A 24722-nucleotide genomic window follows, 5' to 3' on the forward strand; every position below is an offset into this window, starting at 1 on the left:
GCAGGGATGAATATGCAAATTGTATTTATGAATCGCTTATCCAGAATATCTGGGGTGGATCAAGAGGTGTTCGCTCAGCTATGGATTGGAGAGGAAGAAGGAGTGTGGAGCCTGGGCTGGCGTGATTTTTCAGACGGTGAGGAGACGCAGGAGCATTTGTGGTATGCGGGTGGTTCTTGGAATGAAATGCTCTGTGTTTACAGGCATGAGCTGGCGGTGAAGATGGGGGATGGCTATCGGCCGTTGATTGATGGCGTATTTCATGAAGAAGACGGCCTTACTGGGCGCAATCAGGAGCAGCTAAGGCTGCAATATTACAGTGAATATAATGGGAACGAAGCTATTTATGAGGAGTTATGTGCTTGGCGCCGCAGCCGAGCTTCTAGTGAACGGAAAGCCCCTTACATTCTTGCCAGCAATCGTTTGTTACGTTTGATAAGCACTTTCTTGCCGCATACACCAGAGGAGCTGCTGCAGATCCCTGGTGTAGGGGAAGGAAAGGTAGCCCAATATGGTACGGATTGGTTGGCTATAACCTCTACGGCTGCAAGGGAACATTCCTTTCCTTTGAATTGGGTACACCAAGAAATTGAGGAGGACTCTTTTGTATCCTGGCTCTATAAACAGAAAGAGGTCAAATATAAGAAACAGCTAGAAAGACTGCGATTACGGCGAATTCTGCTGCAAGGGATCGAGAATGGGTTAGGGTTAGAACAGCTTAAGGTGAACAGTGGAGTGAACCGTCGCGAACTGATTGAAGCGGTAGAGGAGCTGGAAAGAGAAGGTTATTGCGTGGAGAAACTGATCGAGGTAGAACTGAAAAATGTGCCGCAGAATGAGCAGGAAGCGATATGGAATGCCTATGTAGAGGCAGGAGATCTTTTTCTAAAGCCAGTGCTGCATAAGGTGTATGGGGAGGATTTTTCAGCAGCAGAAGGGCTGGATAGCTATTATGAACGTCTACGTCTGATGCGCATTCGTTTCCGGCGGGAGCAAGCTCCTAAAGTGGACATGGCGACCAGTTTCTAGTAGCTTTTTCTCATATCAAAAAGACGAAGGCTTCCTTACACCATAGGGTTAAAGGGCCTTCGTCTTACCTATTCGTCCGTTTATTTTCATAGCCATTCTTTCTTGCGGAATACATACAGCATCCCACAGCCTAACGTCAACATTAGACCTATCACGGCAAAATAACCGTATTTCGTATGCAATTCAGGCATATGATCAAAGTTCATCCCATAGATTCCGGTGATTACGGTCAAAGGCATGAATATCGTTGTAATCGCGGTAAATACTCTCATAATTTCATTGGCGCGGTTGGCGATACTGGATTGGTAGGCCTCACGTAAGTTGCCCATGAGATCGCGGTACGTCTCAAAAGTTTCTGATATTTTAACTGCATTTTCATAAATGTCGCTAAAATATTTCTGCAGCTGATCATCAATCAGACGGAGGTCTTTTTTGTTCAGGGTATTGATAACCTCTTTCTGTGGTCCCAGCATCTTCTTTAACCATAAGATTTCACTTCGCAGACCGATAATCTCACTCAGATGAGATTTCTTGGTATGCATTAGAATATCCTCTTCAAGCTTCTCAATCCGGGCTTCAATTCGGTCACCTACGGAGAAATAATTATCTACGACAAGGTCAATAAGCAGGTAAAGGAATTGGTCAGGTTCGCTAACCTCTTGTTCCCATAACATGGGCTTCAGGATGCGCAGCTCGTGGATCTTTTGTTTCGTTACAGTAATAATATAATGTCTGCCCAAGAATATATTGAGTGCCCGCAGGAAAATTTCCTCATCATCAAAGCGGATGCTGTTTACAACAATAAAGTAATGACTTTCGTATATTTCGATCTTTGGACGTTGATCCTCTTCACTAAGGCAATCCTCAACAGCGAGATCATGCAGGTTGAACAGGGGCTGAAGCAGCTCCAAATCCTCCACATCTGCATCAATCCAATAGAACCCTTCTGTTGGGGGTGTCAATGTTTCATCAATTTCATCAATAGGTGTAAAAACCCCTGCATTCACCAGCCGGATTTTCATCTGATTCCACTCCTTCTATCCCCGGGTCTTCACCAGGGACTGCTAATTAAGCACAGAGAAAAAATCAGCTTGGCCGGCGTTACAATCAATACAAGAGGCCGAATGACGATTCGAGGGCATGAAGAAGAACTGCTCCCGCCGCCGGCAAGCTGATGATTATCCTGTGTGGTTGCTCATTTTGTACACTTAATTGCGAGCTCGGGTCGCCTTCCATTCTTCTTCTCACCTCTTCTTTTCGTTCAGGTATGAAATACTTGTCTAGTATAACAACGGAGTATGCCTCTTTCAAGCAAATTTATTGTTACTTTAAGGCTACTTCAGCATTGTATGGACTTGACGAAAAGGAGGTTCATGATTTAAAGTAAATTTTAAAGAAATTTAATTGAATACAGCTAAATCTTATCAAGAGCAGGTGGAGGGACTAGCCCTATGAAACCCGGCAACCGGCGTGTGAACGCACGGTGCTAATTCTTGCGGAACTTTGCTGACGACTAAACCCCGTCCAAAAGTTTCTGGCAGATGAGAGAGGCGCATATGACTGTAGATATGACCTTTCTCGTTTTCCGAGAAAGGTCTTTTTATTGTTCAGAAAGCCGCGATGTGACAACATAACCTAAATACAGTTAAGGAGTGGAAAGACAATGCCAATTAAAATTCCCGACAGTTTACCAGCAAAAGAAGTACTATCCGGAGAAAATATTTTTGTGATGGATGAAAGTTTGGCTTTCCATCAGGATATCCGTCCACTAAGGATTGCTATTCTGAATCTCATGCCGACTAAAGAAACGACGGAGACTCAATTGCTGCGTTTAATAGGAAATTCACCGCTGCAAGTTGATGTTACCTTGCTGCATCCACGCTCACATACTTCTAAGAATACTTCTGCTGAGCATTTGAGAAGCTTTTACAAAACTTTTGACGAGATCAGCCACCGCCGTTTGGATGGCCTTATTGTTACAGGAGCACCCGTAGAGCAAATGGAGTTTGAGGAAGTATCCTATTGGGAAGAGCTAAAAGAGATTTTTGAATGGAGCAAGGATAATGTGACCTCGACCATGCATATCTGTTGGGCGGCACAGGCAGGGTTATATCATCATTTTGGTGTTCGCAAAGTGGCATTGCCTGAAAAATGTTTTGGTGTATTCTCCCATACGATTAATCAAAATAACATTAAATTGCTGCGCGGTTTTGACGAGGTATTCCATGTACCGCATTCCCGTCATACCGATGTCTCCCGCGAAGATATTGAGAGCAATCCAGATCTGCAGATTCTGGCAGAATCCGAAGAAGCTGGTATGTATCTAGTAGCTACGACCGACGGCAAACAAATATTTGTGACCGGACATTCCGAGTACGATCCTCTATCCCTGAAATGGGAATATGATCGTGATTTGGAGAGGGGCATGGAGATGGCCTTGCCGAAACACTATTTCCCTAAAGATGATCCAGAACGGACACCTCCTGCAGTGTGGCGTGCACATGCCAACTTATTATTCTCTAATTGGCTCAATTACTATGTATATCAAGAGACACCTTACGATATCGACCCGATTGTTTATTAAGATCAGCGCTACATTATAATTTAGGAGGCATTTATCATGGACGACAAACTTAGGATTGAAAGCAGACTGGCACAAATAGGTTCACAAGAAGATCCGGCTACCGGAGCCATTAATTTTCCTATCTATAATGCTACGGCATTCCGTCACCCGAAGCTTGGGCAGAGCACAGGTTTCGATTATAGCCGTACCAAAAGTCCGACCCGTTCCGTACTGGAGAATGCGGCTGCGGAATTGGAGTCTGGTGATGCAGGTTTTGCCTGTAGCTCTGGGATGGCGGCTATTCAAACCATATTTACCCTGTTTGGGCAAGGCGATCACTTGATCGTTTCGCTGGATCTTTACGGCGGGACCTATCGTTTGTTGGAACGAATTATGTCCAAGTTTGGAATCACTGCTTCCTATGTAGATACGAATGATTTGGATGCGCTTGAGGCTTCCCGTCTTCCAAATACAAAGGCGATATTTATTGAAACGCCAACGAATCCTTTGATGATGGTTACGGATATTGCAGCCGTTGCTACTTGGGCTCGTCATCATGGGCTGCTCACAATTGTAGACAATACACTGCTGACTCCATTTTTCCAGCGTCCTCTGGAATTAGGTGCGGATATTGTAGTCCATAGTGCTACCAAATATTTGGGCGGACACAATGATGTACTTGCTGGTCTTATTGTATCTAAAGGGGCTGAATTATCCGCTGAAATAGCGATTCTACATAACTCTATTGGCGCTGTGCTTGGGCCAACAGACAGTTATCAGCTGATGAGAGGCATGAAGACACTGGCTCTGCGTATGGAACGGCACGAGAGTAATGCACTAGCAATTGCCCGCTATCTACAAGAGCACCCGGCGATTGCGGAAGTGTTCCATCCAGGCCTGCCGGATCATCCGGGATATGAAATTCAGAATCGCCAGTCCTCGGGCAATACCGGAATTTTTTCTTTCAAATTAAAAGATGCCAGATACGTAGAACCTCTGCTTCGTCATATCCGGCTTATAGCCTTCGCGGAGAGCCTCGGTGGGGTTGAATCACTAATGACCTATCCTGCAGTACAGACGCATGCGGACATTCCTGTGGAAATTCGGAATGCGGTGGGTGTAGATGATCGGTTGCTGCGCTTCTCGGTGGGCATTGAACATGCGGAGGATCTAATTGCTGATCTGGGTCATGCTTTGGAGGCTGCGCGGGCGGAAATCGAAACGAAGTAAAAGTAACGGCAACCCAGATCGGCACCGAATTGCTGGGAAATATCGAGGATCTATCTCACCGTTGATTTAGAGCTGGTGTTAGACTGAGGATGAAATAGAGCTGTCTCATAAGCCGGGAATTGGCTGCTGGGGTAGCTCTTCTTTTTGGACTTTTCGCTATTGGACACAGCTGACCTTAGATACAGCATTATTACACATTTGGAATGTTAACGGCCTCCACAGCAGCTATAGCGCTAAAAAACAGCTTTCATGAGGCTCTTTTCATGGAATAGCATCACTGGAGTCCATAACTATGCTCTAAAGGCTAAAAACTTGCAAATAACGTCATCTGTGTCCGACAGCCTCAGGGAATTTTGATTCAACGGGTGCAGGCAGCAATGTAAGGACTCTTTCTGCTGGATGGTATCTTGCTGAGAAAGTAAAAAGTTTTTCAAGCTGTTCAGATTGTGATACGATGAGGAAATGAACTGTTCATTTATTAAAATATAAGGTATAAGTTACATACTATACTTTATCCTTATGTTACTACGAGAAACGGTTGTTATCTCTAAAGGACGACAACGTTATTTTTTCTTGTGATTTTGTGAATCTACCATATCCCTAAGGGTTTAAAAGGAGGATGCGAACGATGAGTGCGATAGATCTTATTTTGGATAAAGCCCTGCGGGGCGACCGTCTCCAATTGGAAGATACCATCCGACTATTCGAGAGCAACGAAATTGAGAAAATGGGTGCTGCTGCAAACACTATTATGGAACGCTGGCACCCGGACCCGTTAGCCACTTTTGTAATTGGCCGTAATATTAACTATACGAATGTATGTGATGTGTACTGCCGTTTTTGCGCTTTTTACCGCAGACCAGGCTCGGATGAAGGCTATGTGCTGCCAGATGAGGCGATTTATCAAAAAATTGCTGAAACAATTGCTGTTAATGGTACAGAAATTCTTATGCAAGGTGGAACTAATCCTAACCTTCCATTTAGCTACTATACAGATATACTGCGCGGAATTAAGCAACGGTTCCCTGAGATTACAATGCACTCCTTCTCTCCTGCGGAGATTATGAAGATGAAAGAAGTATCAGGATTACCACTGGAACAAGTGGTTCGTGAAATTCATGCTGCGGGTCTGGATTCATTGCCAGGCGGAGGCGCAGAAATTCTTGATGACCGTACACGCCGCAAAATCAGCCGACTAAAAGGCTCGTGGCGCGAGTGGATGGATGTAATGCAGACGGCACATAAAGTGGGTATGAATACCACAGCGACAATGGTGATTGGGCTTGGGGAAAGTATGGAGGAACGTGCTTTGCACTTACTACGTGTGCGTGAGGCTCAGGATGAGTGTATTGCCAACAAATATGATTCTGAAGGTTTCTTGGCCTTTATCTCATGGACATTCCAGCCGGACAATACCAACCTGAAGCTGGACAGACAAACGCCTGAGGAGTATCTGAAGACGGTGGCGATCAGTCGCCTTGTGCTGGATAATATTAAGAACTTCCAATCTTCATGGGTCACTATGGGACCAGAGGTCGGCAAGCTCTCCCTGCAATATGGCTGCAACGATTTCGGCAGCACAATGATTGAAGAGAACGTAGTATCTTCGGCGGGTGCGACTTACAAGGTAAACATCGAGTCGATTACTCAGCTGATTCGCGAAGCAGGCAAAGTTCCAGCGCAGCGGAATACACGTTATGATATTCTGCGGGTGTTCGATGATCCTAATGCGAAGATTGATAATGATTTTGTAATGCAGAACTAATATATATTAATTAATCAACGCTTGATGCTTGTTAATCCTTCAGTGGACTAATGAGCATCAAGCGTTTTTTTGTAAGGTTAGGATTACGATCATTAGCAAGCCTCATTGCAGAACACATCTGAATCTTCGCTTGTTATATCATCCGTTAGGCGTATGGACCCAGTGGACCTAATTCGTAAATTCAGCGTCTTTTGAGCAGGTGTTCGACCCCAGCGACGGTATCCTTGAAAAGAGCCTTATATAGGCTGGTTTTTAGCGCAATAGCGACTGTGGGGTCCGATAGAGCTGCAGTATATGAAATATGAACAGAAAAGCATTTTTAATTTCTTTTTACCTATTCACATTATTATCCAGAAGTGATATCATAATCATATCAAAAGAATATCTAGTGGGGGTGCTTTTATGAAAGAGAAAACGCTTCGTCCTGTCAGTGGATTTTGGGTTCTCGCATTGATTGCAGTTTGTTTAGCTGGAGGAATTTATGGTGCTGTTCAGGAGTATGTCGCAGTGCCAGTCATTCTGTTCGTTGTAGCTGGAGTTCTATGTACAAGTTTTACGGTTGTGCAGCCCAATAAGTCGGTCGTAGTTACCTTTTTCGGGCAATATGTAGGGACTATCGTGACAAGTGGCTTGTTTGCAGTCATTCCGTTCAGTTTGCGCAAGACGGTTTCCCTCCGCGTGCGTAACTTTAACAGTGTCAAGCTGAAGGTTAATGATGTGGAAGGTAATCCGATTGAAATTGCTGCAGTTATCGTATTTAAGGTAATTAACTCTGCAAAAGCGCTTTTTGATGTAGATAAATATATGGCGTTTGTGGAAATCCAAAGTGAAACAGCGCTGCGTCATGTAGCCAGTAAATACCCGTATGATAACTTCAATGAATCGGGCATGTCCCTGCGGGCTAATGCAGATGAGATTGCTAAAGAATTGGCAACCGAGCTGCAAGAACGTTTGTCGATATCTGGTGTAGAGGTCATTGAAGCGCGGCTTACACACTTGGCTTATTCCACAGAAATTGCCAGTACAATGTTGCAACGTCAGCAAGCATCTGCAATTCTGTCCGCTCGTCAAATCATTGTTGAAGGCGCCGTAGGCATGGTCGATATGGCGATTAAACAGCTTAAAGAAAGCGGCGTAGTTGAGCTTGATGAGGAACGCAAAGCGGCGATGATCAATAATCTGATGGTTGCGATCGTGTCGGAGCGCGGAGCGAGTCCGGTCATTAACGCCGGCTCGTTGTACTAAGGCGGTGCATCATGGCGGCCAAGAAAAGCTTTCCACTGCGGATCGATCCGGATCTGCATGAGGCGCTGGAACGATGGGCGGGAGAGGAATTTCGCAGCGTAAACGGACATATCGAATACTTGTTGCGTGAGTCTTTGAAACGTGCAGGCCGCTTACCTGAAAAAAAACGGCGAGAGGAATAACCACAAAAGGACTGTTTCGGCATCCATGTATTGGCTGCCAGAACAGTCCTTATGTGTGTCTTCTGCCTGAGTTTCTATCATTTTGGGCCCTTTTCTGACTTGACTGTCAGAGAGGACAGATTTATAATTACTCCATAATTCACGTTAACAGCATTGACGAAGATATGAGTTGATTGTTCTGGACCGTTCAGAGAGAGGAAACTTAGGCTGAAATTTCCTCCGGCATCCTGCTTTCGATTTACCCCTTTGTAGCTGCCGTTTTGAACTCCCTGCAATGGGATAGTAAGAACTGCCGGTTCATGGTCGTTACTCCATGCTTACGAAGGATTCTATCTTCACTCCGCTTGAGGTTTCAAGGGAGGCTAGAGAGAATCGAATTTGGGTGGAACCACGGGTGTAATCGCTCGTCCCTTTGCGGGACGGGCGTTTTTTTGTGTGCGTGGATATTATTGTTCCGCAAAGGTTAAAGGGCCGTTAGGCTTAATTATATGAAGGAGGAATTAGCAATGTCAGTAAGTATTAAGCTTCCGGACGGTTCTGTCCGTGAATACGCAGAGGGTAGCAGTATTGATGATGTAGCAGCTTCTATTAGCAGTGGCCTGCGCAAAAATGCAGCAGCGGGGAAAATGAACGGTATCGTTGTAGATTTATCTACTCCCCTTGAAGAGGGCGCACTGGTAGAGATCGTAACTTTGGATTCACCTGAAGGTCTGGAGGTTATGCGTCACAGTACAGCTCACTTGATGGCTCAAGCTGTCAGACGTTTGTTCGGAACAAAAGAAGTTAAGCTTGGTGTAGGTCCGGTCATTGAAGATGGCTTCTACTACGATATGGATCTGGAACATCCTCTAAATCCTGAAGATTTGCTCAAAATCGAAAAGGAAATGGACCGCATAATTTCGGAGAACCTGCCGATCGTGCGCAAAGAAGTTAGCCGCAAGGAAGCACTTGAAATTTTCGGTGAGCTAGGTGATCCTTACAAGCTGGAATTGATCGAGGCATTGCCTGAAGATAGCGTGATTTCTATCTATGAACAAGGTGAATTCTTCGATCTATGCCGCGGACCGCATGTGCCGTCGACTGCCAAGATCAAAGTCTTTAAATTGATGAATGTAGCTGGTGCTTACTGGCGTGGCGACAGCAAGAATAAGATGCTTCAACGCGTATACGGCACAGCTTGGATTAAAAAAGCTCAGCTTGATGAGCATCTTCGCCTGCTTGAAGAAGCGAAGAAACGCGACCACCGGAAGCTTGGTAAAGAGCTTGAAATCTTTACATTTAATCAATTGGTAGGACAAGGCTTGCCAATCTGGTTGCCTAAGGGTGCCAAATTGCGCAGTATTCTGGAGCGTTATATCGTAGATCTGGAAGCAAGTCTTGGCTATCAGCATGTATACACACCAGTTCTGGGTAATGTTGAACTGTACAAAACTTCAGGACACTGGGAGCACTATCAAGAGGATATGTTCCCTAAGATGACTATCGACAATGAAGAATTTGTTCTTCGTCCAATGAACTGCCCGCATCACATGATGATTTATAAGAGCTCGATGCACAGCTACCGTGATCTGCCGATCCGTATTGCTGAGCTTGGTATCCAGCACCGTTATGAAATGTCAGGCGCATTGACTGGCTTACACCGTGTACGTTCGATGACTCTTAATGACTCCCATATTTTCTGCCGTCTGGACCAAATTAAAGGCGAGTTCATTCGTGTAATCGAATTGATTAAACAGGTATACAGTGACTTTGGTATTAATGACTACCGTTTCCGGTTGTCCTATCGTGATCCTAAGGATACAGAGAAATATTATGCGAATGACGAAATGTGGGAAACTGCACAGCGGATGTTGCGTGAGGTAGTAGAGGAAGCAGGACTGCCGTTCTACGAAGCAGAAGGCGAAGCTGCATTCTATGGTCCTAAACTTGATGTGCAAATTAAAACTGTATTAGGTAAAGAAGAGACTCTGTCTACTGTACAAATCGACTTCTTGCTGCCTGAACGTTTTGAACTGGAATATATCGGTGATGATGGTCAAAAACACCGTCCAGTCGTTCTGCACCGCGGAATCTTGGGTACTATGGAACGTTTCGTTGCCTTCCTGTTAGAGAACTTTGCGGGCTCGCTGCCGCTTTGGTTATCTCCACAGCAGGTTAAAGTAATTCCTGTATCGACAGCGTTCGACGATTATGCCAAGGAAGTTACAGACAAGCTGCGTCGCCGTGGTATCTCTGCTGAGGCAGATCTCCGCAATGAGAAGCTGGGTTATAAGATCCGCGAAGCTCAGCTTGAGAAACTGCCATACATGTTCGTAGTTGGCGAGAATGAGATGAACGCTCAGACGGTCTCCATCCGTAAACGCGGGGAAGGCGACATTGGAGCTAAGCCGCTTCAAGAAGTGATTGAGCTCTTGTCTCAGGAAATTGCTGATCGTGTGATTTCCTAATTTCTTGTAATTAACAACACCAAAATTACGTCTAAATAAGACCTCTGTTATATGCCCATGAGGATCAACTTCTGATCTTCATGTATAAAATTTTGTGAATCGGGAAACCTTCGCTAATAAGGGGGAGGTTTATCACATGAACAAAATGGGCATATTTCAGAGGTTTTGGTGTCTTTTTGTCACCATCGTTTTGCTATTGACCGCTGCTGGAATCATTCCAGAATCTAAGCAACAGGCAGCAGGGGCCATTGGGACAGGAGACACTTTACAGCACACGGATATTAACAAAACGCTATCGAACGAGTTGCAATATACCAAAGCTAATTCTGTGTTTATGAGAACCACAGATGATAAGGTCGTTCTTGCGACTGGCCGCGCCACACTAATGTCAAACGAGGCGCATTCCGTCGCACCTGTATTACCTGCAACAACAAAAAATAAACCAGCAGCGACAAAGGCACCGCAGAGCACCAAAGCTCCAACCACTAAAACAAATGGTGGCAGCGGATCCTCAAAACAGTTACCAAATTCTATTCCTGTAGCCGCTCCTGCGGAAGACCAGATTATTACTTCAATGAAAGTAATGGCGACTGGCTATACTGCGGGTTATGAATCTACAGGTAAAACATCTAAGCATCCCGAATATGGAATCACCTATTCAGGTGTAAAAGTGCGCAGAGATAAGAATACAGTCTCAACCATTGCTGCTGACCCTAAGGTTTTGCCGTTGGGTAGTATTCTTTATATACCGGGCTATGGATACGCCATAGTTGCTGATACGGGCTCGGCTATTAAAGGGCGGAAGATTGATCTGTATTTTGCTACTACGAAACAGGTGTATAAGGAATGGGGCAAAAAATCGGTTGTAGTTCAACTCATTAAGCGTGGTAACGGGACTTGCACGGAAGTCATGCTGAAGAAGCTGAGCCAAGCGATTGAGACTTACAAAGCAGTGCCGCAATCCCTGCTCGAAGAATCCATTTAATGGGATTGAACTTATTTTCACTTGGTCATGCATAATAGTGACATCACCTTGCCATAATACGGACTGGGGCAAAGCAATTGCCTCTTCCGAGATGTTCTCTTAGTAAGCATATTCTATGCTGCATAAGAGAAAAGGAGGTGAATTCCGTGGCCAATAACAAGAAATCTAAAGTACAAGAAAATTACAAAACACCAAATGAAAAATACAATGCTGAGTTTGCTGTTGAGAATGACGGCGCTACTAAGCAAAGTGGAAATACTTCTAAACCAGCTCAGAAACCGCAACAATAATGCGCTAACTGAAGCAGAAGACTGCTGAAAAAAAGAGACTGTCCAAATCAGTTAATTACTGAGGGACAGTCTTTTTTCATATATAATGAAGTAAATAGAATTTTATCCCATTCATCTCAGTCTAGAGACTGAGGGGAAGTTCCTTCTCTCGCCGCTGTTTCTCAGCACTTCATTCCTGTAGACTAAGGCTATAAGATTGAAGAAGAGAGCGTTCCACTACTTTAAAGGGGAAATGAGTCATGAAAAGAAGGTTCACCAGCCAGGTTTTAGGCGGCCTGATCCTGATAGGGATTGGAGCTATGTTTCTACTGAGACAATTGGGTTACACTGATTTCAGCTTAGGTTACCTGATTTCGAATTATTGGCCGGTTATCTTGATCCTAATGGGAATGAAACGGCTTTTAGGTACAGGGGAGGAGCAATCAAAAGGTTCTTCACCTATCGGCGGCTTTTTCTTTCTGGCGATCGGAGTGTTTTTCCTTGGACGGAATTTAGATTGGTTTGATATTTCGGCCGGGGATTTTTTCAAAATGTTCATTCCAGTCATGTTGATTGGCGGCGGACTTTATGTGATTTTTAAACCACGCGGTTCAGTACCACCTGTGCCACCAGCTCCACCGTCACCACCAGATCACTTTCCTTCAGGAAAAAGCTCACTAGATGTGGAGCCGCCCAAACCGCTGGATTCCACACTTGATGAACAATTTGAGCAAAAATTCGGCAAGGCTTCTGGTCAACGCGACTGGAAGGACTATCTTCAAAAAGATGAAGAAGACGATGAGGACGAAACAGGATCTTATAAGTCCGGCGCTGAAGCACGTTGGCAAGAGAAGCAGGAACGACACGAGCGCAGACGTCAGGAACGTCATGAGCGTCATGCTCGTAGACATGGTGAATGGCATGAGGAATTCCATGAATCAAATAATCAAAAGGAATCGACCAATCGCTCTGCTTTTATCGGAGATGTCCACATGGGGCGCGAGCATTTCCAACTGAAGAACACGAATATCTCGCAGTTTATCGGCGATACCGTACTGGATCTGACGAATGCACAAATTGCTTATGGCGAAACGAGGATTAATATTTCCGCTTTTATAGGCGACATTAAAGTGTACATTCCGAATGATATGGATCTTGGCATCTCGGTGAACAGCAGTTCTTTTATCGGGGATATGGAAGTTCTGGATCAGTCTCGCAGTGGGTTTATGAGCAGTGTACAGTGCAAGACTCCTTATTATAAAGAAGCAGGCAAAAAAGTCCGTATAAATGTAAGTGCATTTATAGGTGACATTAAAGTTAAAACGGTGGGTTAGATGGGGACAATCTTCAGTAATACCAAATGGTTGCTGTTGTTTTACTTTTTGCTCACTGGAGCGGTAAGCGCTGGATTGATGTATGCAGGCACTTGCCTTGGTTATATCGAAGTGAAGGATTATCGGATGTGGCTGTACTTATGTCTCGGGATTGTGTTGTTCACTGTAGTTATCGGCTACATGGCAGGCCAGCGGATTCAGCGCCGGATTGATCATCTGGATCTGAATATGCTGCAGGTAGCCAAAGGAAATCTGTCCGTACGGATGCCAGAAAGTGACGATCAGTCTTTTGCCCGAGTGTATCACGAGTTTAATGTCATGATGGATACGGTTGAGAATAAGATGCAGCTTCTACAGCGATTGGGTGAACAAGAGGTTATTGAGAAGGAACAGGCAGCGGAGAGTGCGGTGTTGGAGGAAAGAAGGCGTATGGCCCGGGATCTGCATGATACGGTGAGCCAACAGCTTTTTGCCATCCATATGTCCGCTTCTTCGCTGCCTAAAGTTCTGAAGGTCAATGAAGCTCAAGGTCAAATGGTCATGGACCAGTTGATTACAATGTCTCAGATGGCACAAAAACAAATGAGAGCATTAATTGCACAACTGCGTCCAGTGGAGCTGGAAGGTCGAAATCTGTTCGAGGCGCTGGAAAAATGGTTTCCCGATTATTGTCGCCAGAATGGCTTAAAAGGAATGAAGGAGCTCGAACTTCAGGGCGAGTTATCGGAAGCGATCGAACATCAGCTGTTCCTAATTATTCAAGAGGCGATGGCGAATATTGTGAAGCATGCTGAAGCTAGACTGGTCAGCCTATCACTGCGTGAAGGATCAAGACAAGTTGTGCTGAGTATTAGTGATGACGGTCAAGGTTTTGAACATGTGCAGCAAAAACAAGGCTCCTACGGTCTCACCACCATGCGCGAACGCGCGGAGAAACTGGGTGGGCAAGTGGAGATTATTAGCCGCAAGGGTGCGGGAACGACGATCCGTGTACATATTCCTAAGTTTGTTCAAGGGAACCCAGAATTAGAGCAGAATAGATCGTTAGGAACAGATACACAGGACGAGGAGGAGTAGAGCATGAGTGTCATAAAAGTGTTGCTCGTAGATGATCATGATATGGTACGGATGGGCCTCAAAACATATCTAATGCTGGAGCCTACATTCGAGGTCATCGGTGAGGCGGCGAATGGACAAGAGGCGCTGGAGATGCTGCGTGCTGGTGGACATGAAGGTCTGCCTGACCTCGTGCTGATGGATTTGATGATGCCTGTGATGAATGGTGCCGAGACCACAAGAGCAGTGCTGGCTGAATTTCCTGGCCTCAAAATCGTGATCCTCACCAGCTTCCTGGAGGATGATCTTGTTGTAGATGCTATAGAGGCTGGTGCAGTCAGCTACGTGCTCAAAACAGTGTCGGCAGAAGAGTTAATCTACGCGCTGCAAGGGGCTTACCGCGGCATGCCCGTCATGACGGGTGATGTGTCACAGGCGCTGACCCGTGGTATACGCCAGCGCACCGTGCAAGGTGATTCCTCCGGTTTAACAGAGCGTGAGAAGGAAGTCCTGCTGCTTATAGCTGAGGGCAAGACCAATAAGGATATCGGTGAGGAGCTGCATATCAGCATCAAGACAGTAAAGACGCATGTCAGCAATCTGTTGATGAAATGCGAGCTTGATGACCGTACCCAGTTGGCTATTTACGCTCATCGGAAGGGCTGGGCTCAGGGGTAGGACTTGTAGACTAAGGTGCATTACTATTTGAAATGGTTTTAGAAGCTCGGGCCGCGACCTTTTTCGCGCCCGAGCTTCTTTTTTCTGCTTCCCTGTATAATCTCCTCCCATTTGCCTATATCTTTTATCTGCGCTTAAATTGTTTTTAATGTGACCTTAAGGTTTAAAGTACAAAATAAGAACATGAAAACAAATTAATCCTTGTCACGGCGACAGGAAGCAGGAGGAAAGATAAACATGGACGATAACAAAAACAACTTCAATCGCGACAATGGACCAGCACCAGATCGGGAATGGGACAATAATAACAATAGCAGCAATAATAATACTTCATCTGAAACAGGATCATCATCCTACTACTATTCTTACGGACCTTTTAAATCTTTGAACAAAGATGAGAATAACGCTGACGGAGGCGCGCAGCACTACAATCGGATGGAGCCAGAACGGGTCGAGGTTACACCTCCACAGCCTGTAAAGCCATTACCATATAACACATCACTTCGTACCACTGGTTATGATGGCAATGGTGGTGGCCGCGGAGGAAATGGCGGTGGCGGTTCTGAAGGTGGCGGCGGCTGGCAATATAATAAAAAACCAAAAAGCTCGTTAAAAACAGTGCTGGTATCATTCCTAGCCGGTATGGTCGTTCTCTCGGGCTCAATGTATATGGCAGACAGAGGTAACTGGTTTACGGGAGATACAGCTACAACTGTTGCTAGCTCCGGAACGAATGGAACGGCGAAGACAACGGGCGAGAGTGCAGGTGTTGCGCCTTCTACTTCTACTACATCCTTGGTGACTGGATCTCGTGATGTGACAGGTGTTGTTGATGCGGTGGGACCAGCAGTCGTTAAGATTGAGACACTAGTGAAATCTAATTCGCGTAATGGAAGCTCATCCAGCCCGAATCTGAGTGATCCCTTCTCACAATTTTTCTTCGGGGATCAATACAGTGGAAATGGTTCTTCACAAAATGAACAGGATTCCAAATCAGGATCGGATTCTTCATCACAGCTTATCCCTTATGGAATTGGAACAGGCTTCATTTATGAGAAATCCGGCTATATTTTGACCAACCAGCACGTAATTGACAATGCTGATGTAATCCAAGTCACCGTGGATGGCGTAACCAAGCCTTATGAAGCGAAGCTGCTAGGTTCTAGCAAAGATCTGGATTTGGCTGTGCTTAAAATTGAAGGAGATAGTGATTTCCCTACCGTAGCACTTGGAGATTCGGATAGCATAAAGGTAGGTTCAGAAGTGGTTGCTATCGGTAACCCACAAGGCTTCGACCATACTGTAACTTCCGGTGTTCTTAGTGCAAAAGGACGCAGTATTGATATTAACGAAGAAGATGGCAGTGGAACTCGTAATTACAAAAATCTGCTGCAAACCGATGCTTCTATCAACCCGGGTAACTCAGGTGGGCCGTTGCTCAACATGAATGGACAGGTAATCGGGATGAACGTAGCCGTCAGCACGGATTCTCAAGGTATTGGTTTCGCAATCGCTGTGAATACGATTAAAGAAGTCGTAGATAAACTGGAAGCCAACCAAGCCATTCCGAAAGAGCCGGTACCTTTCATTGGTGCAACTCTTATGACGATTACAGATGAGGTTGCTAAGCAAATGGGTACGGATATTAAAGAAGGTTCTGTGGTTGCAGATATCATCTATAAATCCCCAGCGTATACCGCTGATCTGCGCCCTTACGATATCATTACCGGTGCGAATGGAACGAAGTATGCAACCAACCAAGATCTGATTACTTTCATTCAAACGTTAAAAGTTGGTGATAAAGTAACATTAAATGTTGTGCGCGACGGTAAAACCATGGATCTTTCAGTTACCATCGGTAACAAAAATGATTTTGATACAACGACTACACAACAAAGTCAGCAGCAATAATACCGGACGGTAAGTCACACGGAAGGGGCGACCCTTCCGTTTTTGTCTAATTGTGATGTAAACTGCTACAATATATAAAAAGAACTGAACAATGGGGGCTGCTTGATGCGACCGAATATTCTAATTATTGATGATGACGAAAAGATTATTTCTATGCTGCGTAGAGGTTTAGCTTTTGAAGGTTACGATGTGAAAACAGCGGTGAATGGAGCGGATGGATTACGGGCGATCTTGAGCAGTGATCCGGATGTGGTAATTTTGGATGTAATGATGCCTCAGGTGGATGGCTTTGAAGTATGTCGCCGCCTGCGGGAAGGGGGCAGTAATGTACCTGTTCTCATGCTTACCGCGAAGGATGAAATTGAGCACCGTGTGAAAGGGCTTGATCTGGGCGCGGACGATTATCTGGTTAAACCTTTTGCCTTGGAAGAACTGCTTGCACGTGTACGTGCGCTGCTTCGGCGTAAGAGTGAGCAAAGTGAAGGTGGAGAGCAAGCGGTTTCTTATGAAGATATTACGCTGGATGTGGATTCACGTGAGGTTACCCGTGCCGGTAAAAGACTGGAGCTAACAGCGAAGGAGTTTGAGCTGCTTCATCTTTTTATGCAAAATCCGAAACGTGTACTTTCACGGGATCTGATCATGGATAAAATATGGGGTTATGATTATAGCGGTGAATCTAATGTGCTTGAGGTATACATAGCTATGCTACGTCAAAAGACGGAGGAGCATGGCGGTAAACGCCTCATTCAAACGATCCGGGGTGCCGGTTACATTCTAAGAGGTGACAACTAACATGTCTATAAGATTGCGGCTGACTGCTTGGTATTCAGGGATTTTGGCCGTTATGCTGCTGGCCTTATCAGCCGCAATTTACGGTTTTGTTTATTTTAATACTTATGGGGACTTGAAGAATCGCCTCCAGGTGCAAGCTGAGCAGACCATTCCATTTTTCAGTATCAATTTATACAGCGGTGAACTAATGATGGATGGGGTCAGAACTCCTGAGAATTCTAATACGTATACACAGATCTATGTTTATGATACTAAGGTTATGCAGCGAACGACAAACATGAGAAATGGTAATCTTGCATTTGATTATCCCGAGCGGGATAAAATTGTACAGGGATTTCGTAATGTTGTAATTGAAGGCAATCAATTTCTGATTTATGAACGGCCAATTCTATTGGAAAATTATAAAAATAATCCTGCTGCTGTGTTACAAGTGGCTACCTATGTAGGTGAACAGAATAAGCTCTTGGAGCGTTTAAAAACTATCCTGCTCGTAGGTTCTTTTGCTACCCTGATCGCGGCATTTACCTTCGGCTTGTTCCTAGCGCGCAAATCCATGAGTCCAATCGGCAAAGTAATTGAAGCTGCGAATGGGATTCAGACGGGGAATGATTTAAGCTCGCGTATTGAATACGATGGGCCGCCAGACGAGATAGGAAGACTTATTGAGACCGTTAACAGTATGCTTGGGCGTATGGAAGGATTCTACACAGAGCTGGAGGATTCGTATGCGGCTCAGCGCCGTTTCGTTTCAGATGCTTCACACGAGCTTCGGACACCGCTCACTACGATTCGCGGAAATATTGATCTGCTGCAAAAGGTTTGGGAGATGGAACCCGGAGAAGGGAAGATGAGTGAAGCTGAGATTCGCCAGCTATCGCTTGAATCGGTGCAGGATATCGCAGACGAGTCTAAGCGTATGAGCCGCTTGGTAGCGGATATGCTCTCGCTCGCGCGTGCGGATACTGGACGTACTTTTGATATAGAGCCCGTGGCACTGGAACCGATGATGAATGAGATTGCGCGCCGCGCCTCTTTCCTGCCGCGTCAAGCCGAGTGGGTTACAGGTGATATGTCAGTCTTAAATGGCAAATATATAGTTGGGAATAAAGATTATCTACAGCAAATGCTCTTTATTTTTATTGATAATGCCTTTAAGTACACGCCTTCTGGCATCGTGAGTTTGGATACCCTTTTCTATCAGAATCAGGTTGGTATTCGGATCACTGATACAGGTATTGGTATGGATAAAGATGAGGTTCCATATATCTTCGATCGTTTCTATCGTGCGGATGAATCGCGTGGAATTACGGAAGGGATTGGGCTTGGTCTATCCATTGCTAAGTGGATTATTGACGAGCATGGTGGGTCTGTGGAGGTTGTTACACGCCAAGGTGAGGGTACTACTTTTGTCATCTGGTTGCCGCTTCTCTTTGCTCCGCCGCTGGAATAGGGTATAATTTAGAAGTGTCCTATTACAGAGGTCAATGAAAGCAGAAAGCTGGTGAACTCATGGAAGTCATTAAAATCTCTCCCCGGGGATATTGTTACGGAGTTGTCGATGCAATGGTTATGGCACGGCAGGCTGCGCAAAATCTCGATCTTCCCCGGCCGATTTATATACTGGGTATGATTGTTCATAACAGTCATGTCACGAATTCGTTCGAAGATGATGGCATTATTACTTTGGACGGACATAATCGTCTGGATATTCTGGATAAAGTGGATAGTGGGACTGTTATATTCACTGCACACGGGGTTTCTCCTGAGGTGCGCAAGATGGCAAGGGACAAGGGTCTGACTACGGTCGACGCCACCTGTCCTGATGTCACGAAGACCCACGATCTTATTCAGGAAAAAGTAGATGATGGTTATGAGGTCATTTATATCGGCAAAAAAGGCCATCCGGAACCAGAGGGTGCTGTGGGTATTGCCCCTGAGCATGTGCATCTGATTGAAAAAGAAGATGAGATTGCTACGTTATCCATCCCTTCTTCACGTATCGTCATTACGAATCAGACTACTATGAGCCAGTGGGATATTAAACATATCATGAAAAAGCTTCTGGAGACCTTCCCAGGTGCTGAAGTGCATAATGAGATATGTATGGCTACCCAGGTACGTCAAGAGGCTGTAGCGGAACAAGCAGGGCAATGTGATCTGGTGATTGTTGTCGGTGATCCGCGAAGCAACAACTCTAATCGTCTGGCACAGGTGTCGGAAGAAATCGCTGGGGTTCCTGCCCATCGTATTTCTGATGTGTCTGAACTCCAAACAGAATGGCTAGAGGGTGTAAATATCGTCGGGGTCACTTCTGGCGCGTCCACACCTACACCTATCACCAAAGAAGTGATTAACTACTTAGATCAGTATGATTCGGCTAATCCGGAGACGTGGGAGATTAAACGTACTGTGAATATGGCGAAGCTGCTGCCACCGGTTAAGAATAAGAGTGCAAGTACTACTTAATGTAATGGGCTAGGCTCGAACTTATATATTATGAACGCTGCAACAAGAGCGCTTAACTTCGTCAGTCGAGGTTAAGTGCTCTTTTTTATCGAAAGAACGCTTCCAGCATAGGAATCTAGAATATAGATTGACTATAATCGCTTTTTGAGGTAGAATTGCTTTAGTGATTAAAAGCATAAAAGCTTAAAAGCGAACACGCGTCGTAGCGCGATAGTATCTAGCGGAATTATTATAAATTTTAAGTGTAGAGAGGGAGTTATAAATATGATCGTCATTACATCAAATCAAACACCGGAAGAGCAGGTTAAAGATATAATTGCCGTAATCGAAAAAGAAGGTTTGCAGGTGCATCTCTCCAGAGGAGCAGATCACACGGTGATAGGTTTAGTGGGAGGCGTCACTCCTAAGCTCGCCGAGCATTTGCGGCAAATGAAGGGTGTAGAGAACGTCGTGAAGATCTCCAAATCCTACAAGCTGGCCAGCCGGGATTTCCATCCTGAGGATACGATTATTGATATCAAGGGTGTGAAGATTGGTGGAGAAAACCTGGTGATCATGGGCGGACCTTGCGCCGTTGAGTCTCCAGAGCAGATTGATGAGATCGCCCGGCTTGTTAAAGCGTCTGGTGCTCAGGTACTTCGTGGAGGCGCGTTTAAGCCCCGCACAGGACCGTACAGCTTCCAAGGCGTAGGTGTGGAAGGTTTGACTATGATGGCTGAAGCAGGAAAGCGTCATGGCCTGTTGACGATTACAGAGGTTATGACACCGGAGTATGTTGATATCTGTGCGGAGCATGCGGATATTCTGCAGGTGGGTACACGGAATATGCAGAACTTTGATTTGCTGCGCAAGCTGGGTACCTGTGGCAGACCTGTTCTTCTAAAACGTGGCTTCAGTGCGACCTATGATGAGTTGCTCAATGCAGCGGAGTACATTTTGGCAGGCGGTAATAAGGATGTAATGCTCTGTGAGCGCGGTATTCGCACATTTGAGACCTACACTCGTAACACACTGGATCTATCGGCTATTCCAGTTCTACAAAGCTTAAGCCATCTTCCAGTAATCTCTGACCCAAGTCACGGAACCGGTCGTCGTGAGTTAGTTGAGCCTATGGCCAAAGCTTCTGTTGCTGCTGGTGCAAACGGGCTAATTATCGAAATGCACACAGATCCGGACAATTCCATGACAGGTGATGGTGTTCAATCGTTATTCCCTGATCAGTTTGATAACCTGCTTAAAGATCTGGAAAAGCTGGCTCCAATTGTTGGACGTAAGTTTTCTACTTCGCCAGAAACGGTTTCGGCGCTATAAAATTCAATCTAAGAGCTTCCTCGGAAGCCCTCTTAACCCGCGACCTAGTGGGAAAAGAGGGTTTTTTTGGAGTTGAATAAAATAAATGTGACATGAAAATATGCGAAAATAACAGATTTCACGAAAGCGTTAGAATATCTTACATTGCTGAAAGAAATACCTGACATAAGCATTGACGATGTTAGGTATGAGATTTATAATTACGACAGCAAAAAAAATTAAAACAAGAACATTTGCATACTGTGAGCGGCCTAATGTTCGGAACTTGGGGGAGGAAAAATTCATGTCGGTTGAAAAAGTGTTGCAAACAATTAAAGAGAACAATATCGAGTGGGTAGATTTTCGATTCGTAGATTTAGGTGGTCGTGCCCACCACATCTCTCTGCCAGCTTCTGAAGTGGAAGATGAAACTTTTGTAAATGGGGTAGCATTCGACGGTTCTTCCATCAAAGGTTTCCGTGGTATTGAAGAATCAGACATGGTTATGATGCCTGATCCGAATAGTGTGTTCATAGATCCGTTTACAGCTCATCCAACGCTGAACGTGATGTGCGACATTTTCACTCCTGATGGCGAACGTTATGAGCGCGATCCTCGCGGTATTGCTGTGAAAGCAGAAGAATTCCTGCAAAAAAGCGGAGTAGGTACATCTGCATTCTTCGCACCTGAATCAGAATTCTTTATCTTTGACGATGTTCGTTACGAAAGTGGCATGAACAGATCCTCATTCTTCGTAGATTCTGAAGAAGCGGCTTGGAATACGGGTCGTAAAGAAGAGGGCGGCAACTTGGCATTTAAAGTTGGCGTTAAAGGTGGATATGTTCCTGTAGCGCCAGTTGACTCCCAACAGGATATCCGTAGTGAGATGTGCCGTCTGCTTGCTGAAGTTGGACTACGCATTGAACGTCATCACCATGAAGTAGCCACTGCAGGTCAAGCGGAAATTAACTTCCGTTTTGATACCTTGAAGAAAACTGCTGATAATCTCATGACTTATAAATATATTGTACAAAACACTGCACGTCAGTATGGCAAGGTAGCAACCTTCATGCCAAAACCGCTGTTTGGTGATAACGGTAGCGGAATGCACGTGCATCAATCGATCTTTGACGGAGATACTCCTTTGTTCTATGAAAAAGGCGCTTATGCTAACCTGAGCGAAATGGCTCTTCATTATATCGGTGGTATTTTGTACCATGCACCAGCATTGATCGCTTTGACTAACCCAAGCACCAACTCCTTTAAGCGTCTGGTTCCTGGCTACGAAGCACCGGTTAACTTGGTTTACTCCAAAGGAAATCGTTCTGCAGCAGTTCGTATCCCAGTAGCAGCTGTGACACCAAAAGGCTGTCGTATCGAATTCCGTACACCGGATTCCACGGCTAACCCTTACTTGGCATTCTCCGCAATGCTGATGGCAGGTCTGGACGGAATCAAGAACAAGATCAACCCGCAAGAACTGGGTTATGGTCCTCTGGATAAGAACATCTATGAATTGTCTGATGCAGATAAAGAAAAAATCCGCAGCGTTCCAGGCAGCCTGAGCGAAGCGCTTGATTCTTTGGAAGCTGATTACGAGTTCCTTACAGAAGGCGACGTATTTACTAAGGACTTCATCGATAACTATATTGCTCTGAAACGTTCTGAAGCACAAGAGGTAGCGATTCGTGTTCATCCACATGAATATGCCCTGTACTTCGATCTATAAGATTCCTGCTATATATAATCTTTATAATAAAAGAAGCTGTCTCAAAAGTAGTGATTCTACTTGGAGGCAGCTTCTTTTTTTGAATTGGGAAAAGTAATGGATTTTACTGTATCTTATGAATGTGTGCCACACGTAGTGTTCTAAGCCATGAGTAGTGTGTTCTATGCTATGAGTAGTGATCTAAGCCATGAGTAGTGTTCTATGCTATTGGAGTGGGTGGCGGGTGACGGGTGACTGCTATGTGTGATTTCCGTTCGGCTTGCAGTATATGATTTGTGGTATCTGTGACGCTGGACTATGTACGGTGAGCGATATGCGTTCTGTGTTTATGTGATATACAAAGTGGATTTAAACTAATTAGGGAAAAACTCCCTAAAAAAAGCCGATATTTGCTCTAAATGAACGAAATCAGGGAATTCCTCCCTAATAATCAGGGTGATTTCTTTATTAGTTACTGAATAGGCCAAAATTCAGGGAAGTTTTCCCTAATTATAAGTCCGATGAACAGAAATCTCTGATTTTTAGGGAGAAATTCCCCAATTATTCTATAAGTGCTTCACTTATTGCATCATCCGGAGCAACACTAGGTGCGCCCATAGAATCCATTTGGACATTAAGTAGTGTTAAGAACATAAAAGAGGCTGTCACCAAGCCATAAAATGGCTGCTTGGGACAGCCCCTTTTTGCTATTCGTGTATTCTCCGAGAAAGGCTACACTAGCCCCCGTTCAGGAGCGCCGCAGGACTCTCTAATGATAAGCTCTGGTTCTACGCTGAAAGAACTCGTACCTGATTGGTTGTTTATTAGATCATACAGCATTAGTGCTGCTAGGCGACCGATCTTATCTTTATTTTGGCGGATGGTAGTCAATAGGGGTGTTGTATAATTGCAGGCCTCAATATCATCACAGCCAATAATTGCAACAGTTTCAGGAACAGCGATAGAAGCCTCTTTAAGGGCACGCATCGCTCCTATAGCAAGCTGATCGGACGCTGCGAAGATCGCTCTAGGTAAATTTCCATTCTCAATCATTCTACGCATCGTCTCATACCCACTAGCCTCAAAGAAGTTACTTCCGTTTAAGAACCAACTCTCGTTAATAGGCAGCCCCAAATCTTCAAGAGCTTTGCGATAACCACTTTCGCGCATATTGGAGATGTCTGAATCTGAGGAGCTGCCAATGTAGCCAAGCTCACGATAGCCCAGTAAATAAAAGTGTTCTACCACTTTGGAGGACATTTTGAAATTATCCGACATGATAAAGCCAGAGTTGTCACCCGTTAGTTTTAAATCTACGCCGATACATGGAATAGCACTGTTGTCTAATTCGCTGATAGAGGTTTCTAGCTCCTGTCCGGATAGAAGCACACACCCATCTACATTAAAATGCTGACAACGGGCAAGATAATCGTTAGTATCGCCACTTTGGAATTTTTCATTGGAAAAAAAGATAAGGTCGTAACCTAGTAGTCCCATTTGTTTTTTAAATGAATTTAGCACCTCGATGAAAAAAGGGTGGGTAAAGTCGACATTCAGCATTCCGGCAAAAATCACTCCGATTAGATTGGACGATTTCGTAGCCAATGTTTTAGCTGAATTGGAGGGGGTATATCCAGTTTCTTTTATAATTTGTTGAACCCTTGTCTTGGTATCTTCCGAAATATCACTGTAGTTATTAATGATTTTGGATACTGTCGAAACAGAAACTCCAGCAATTTTCGCTATATCTTTGATGCTGTAGGCCAAAT

At 44.9% G+C, this 24722-nt stretch carries 20 protein-coding genes and 1 riboswitch; of the genes, 18 read left to right on the plus strand and 2 right to left on the minus strand.

Annotation, left to right across the window (positions count from 1 at the left end; all coding sequences use genetic code 11):
* Positions 1-12 precede the first annotated feature (12 nt).
* A complete protein-coding gene (locus NSS82_RS09585; RefSeq protein WP_076271963.1) occupies positions 13-1029 on the plus strand; it encodes an HRDC domain-containing protein in 1017 nt (338 codons plus the stop codon).
* A gap of 86 nt (positions 1030-1115) precedes the next feature.
* Here the strand turns inward: NSS82_RS09585 and corA are convergent, their stop codons facing one another.
* Positions 1116-2051: a magnesium/cobalt transporter CorA gene (gene corA, locus NSS82_RS09590; protein WP_038569550.1), complete on the minus strand. Its 936-nt coding sequence runs from the start codon at positions 2049-2051 to the stop codon at positions 1116-1118.
* Between the two features lie 396 nt (positions 2052-2447).
* A riboswitch (SAM riboswitch) is annotated at positions 2448-2577 on the plus strand.
* A gap of 115 nt (positions 2578-2692) precedes the next feature.
* On the opposite strand from corA, the gene metA reads away from it, so the two are divergent.
* From metA to glnA, 17 genes are all read left to right on the plus strand, one after another.
* Positions 2693-3613 (plus strand): homoserine O-acetyltransferase MetA, encoded by a 921-nt coding sequence (gene metA / locus NSS82_RS09595; protein ID WP_036684477.1) that lies wholly within the window; start codon positions 2693-2695, stop codon positions 3611-3613.
* A 36-nt stretch (positions 3614-3649) separates the two neighbouring features.
* Complete coding sequence (locus tag NSS82_RS09600; RefSeq protein ID WP_076103991.1) at positions 3650-4822, plus strand: PLP-dependent transferase; 1173 nt, start codon at positions 3650-3652, stop codon at positions 4820-4822.
* A 628-nt stretch (positions 4823-5450) separates the two neighbouring features.
* Positions 5451-6587 (plus strand): cyclic dehypoxanthinyl futalosine synthase, encoded by a 1137-nt coding sequence (gene mqnC / locus NSS82_RS09605; RefSeq protein ID WP_036684474.1) that lies wholly within the window; start codon positions 5451-5453, stop codon positions 6585-6587.
* A gap of 402 nt (positions 6588-6989) precedes the next feature.
* On the plus strand, positions 6990-7832 hold the full coding sequence (locus NSS82_RS09610) for an SPFH domain-containing protein (RefSeq protein WP_038569553.1): 843 nt from the start codon (positions 6990-6992) through the stop codon (positions 7830-7832).
* A gap of 11 nt (positions 7833-7843) precedes the next feature.
* Positions 7844-8014, plus strand: a complete 171-nt coding sequence (locus NSS82_RS09615; protein ID WP_036684471.1) for a toxin-antitoxin system HicB family antitoxin — start codon at positions 7844-7846, stop codon at positions 8012-8014.
* Positions 8015-8520: 506 nt separating this feature from the next.
* The gene (thrS, locus tag NSS82_RS09620; RefSeq protein WP_036684469.1) at positions 8521-10461 is read left to right on the plus strand and encodes a threonine--tRNA ligase; all 1941 of its coding nucleotides are present in this window, start codon (positions 8521-8523) and stop codon (positions 10459-10461) included.
* A gap of 385 nt (positions 10462-10846) precedes the next feature.
* Positions 10847-11446 carry a 3D domain-containing protein gene (locus NSS82_RS09625; protein ID WP_170914212.1) on the plus strand — a complete coding sequence of 200 codons (600 nt, stop codon included), beginning with the start codon at positions 10847-10849 and terminating at the stop codon, positions 11444-11446.
* A gap of 146 nt (positions 11447-11592) precedes the next feature.
* Positions 11593-11736 carry a hypothetical protein gene (locus NSS82_RS09630; RefSeq protein WP_156113077.1) on the plus strand — a complete coding sequence of 48 codons (144 nt, stop codon included), beginning with the start codon at positions 11593-11595 and terminating at the stop codon, positions 11734-11736.
* Positions 11737-11975: 239 nt separating this feature from the next.
* On the plus strand, positions 11976-13049 hold the full coding sequence (gene liaF, locus NSS82_RS09635; RefSeq protein ID WP_036684468.1) for a cell wall-active antibiotics response protein LiaF: 1074 nt from the start codon (positions 11976-11978) through the stop codon (positions 13047-13049).
* Positions 13050-14126, plus strand: a complete 1077-nt coding sequence (locus tag NSS82_RS09640; protein WP_036684466.1) for a HAMP domain-containing sensor histidine kinase — start codon at positions 13050-13052, stop codon at positions 14124-14126.
* A gap of 3 nt (positions 14127-14129) precedes the next feature.
* Complete coding sequence (locus NSS82_RS09645; protein ID WP_036684464.1) at positions 14130-14783, plus strand: response regulator; 654 nt, start codon at positions 14130-14132, stop codon at positions 14781-14783.
* 237 nt (positions 14784-15020) lie between these two features.
* Entirely contained in the window at positions 15021-16694 is a 1674-nt protein-coding gene (locus NSS82_RS09650) for a S1C family serine protease (RefSeq protein ID WP_038569555.1), read from the plus strand.
* Between the two features lie 105 nt (positions 16695-16799).
* The gene (locus NSS82_RS09655) at positions 16800-17489 is read left to right on the plus strand and encodes a response regulator transcription factor (RefSeq protein ID WP_036684461.1); all 690 of its coding nucleotides are present in this window, start codon (positions 16800-16802) and stop codon (positions 17487-17489) included.
* 1 nt (position 17490) lies between these two features.
* Positions 17491-18939, plus strand: a complete 1449-nt coding sequence (locus NSS82_RS09660; protein ID WP_036684459.1) for a sensor histidine kinase — start codon at positions 17491-17493, stop codon at positions 18937-18939.
* Positions 18940-18998: 59 nt separating this feature from the next.
* Complete coding sequence (locus NSS82_RS09665; RefSeq protein ID WP_036684457.1) at positions 18999-19955, plus strand: 4-hydroxy-3-methylbut-2-enyl diphosphate reductase; 957 nt, start codon at positions 18999-19001, stop codon at positions 19953-19955.
* Between the two features lie 264 nt (positions 19956-20219).
* Positions 20220-21266: a 3-deoxy-7-phosphoheptulonate synthase gene (aroF, locus tag NSS82_RS09670; RefSeq protein ID WP_036684456.1), complete on the plus strand. Its 1047-nt coding sequence runs from the start codon at positions 20220-20222 to the stop codon at positions 21264-21266.
* A gap of 283 nt (positions 21267-21549) precedes the next feature.
* On the plus strand, positions 21550-22974 hold the full coding sequence (gene glnA, locus NSS82_RS09675) for a type I glutamate--ammonia ligase (protein WP_036684454.1): 1425 nt from the start codon (positions 21550-21552) through the stop codon (positions 22972-22974).
* A 711-nt stretch (positions 22975-23685) separates the two neighbouring features.
* Here the strand turns inward: glnA and NSS82_RS09680 are convergent.
* Entirely contained in the window at positions 23686-24720 is a 1035-nt protein-coding gene (locus NSS82_RS09680) for a LacI family DNA-binding transcriptional regulator (RefSeq protein ID WP_036684452.1), read from the minus strand.
* Positions 24721-24722 lie beyond the last annotated feature (2 nt).

The organism is Paenibacillus sp. FSL H7-0735, from assembly GCF_038008505.1.
Taxonomy (GTDB): domain Bacteria; phylum Bacillota; class Bacilli; order Paenibacillales; family Paenibacillaceae; genus Paenibacillus_AQ; species Paenibacillus_AQ odorifer.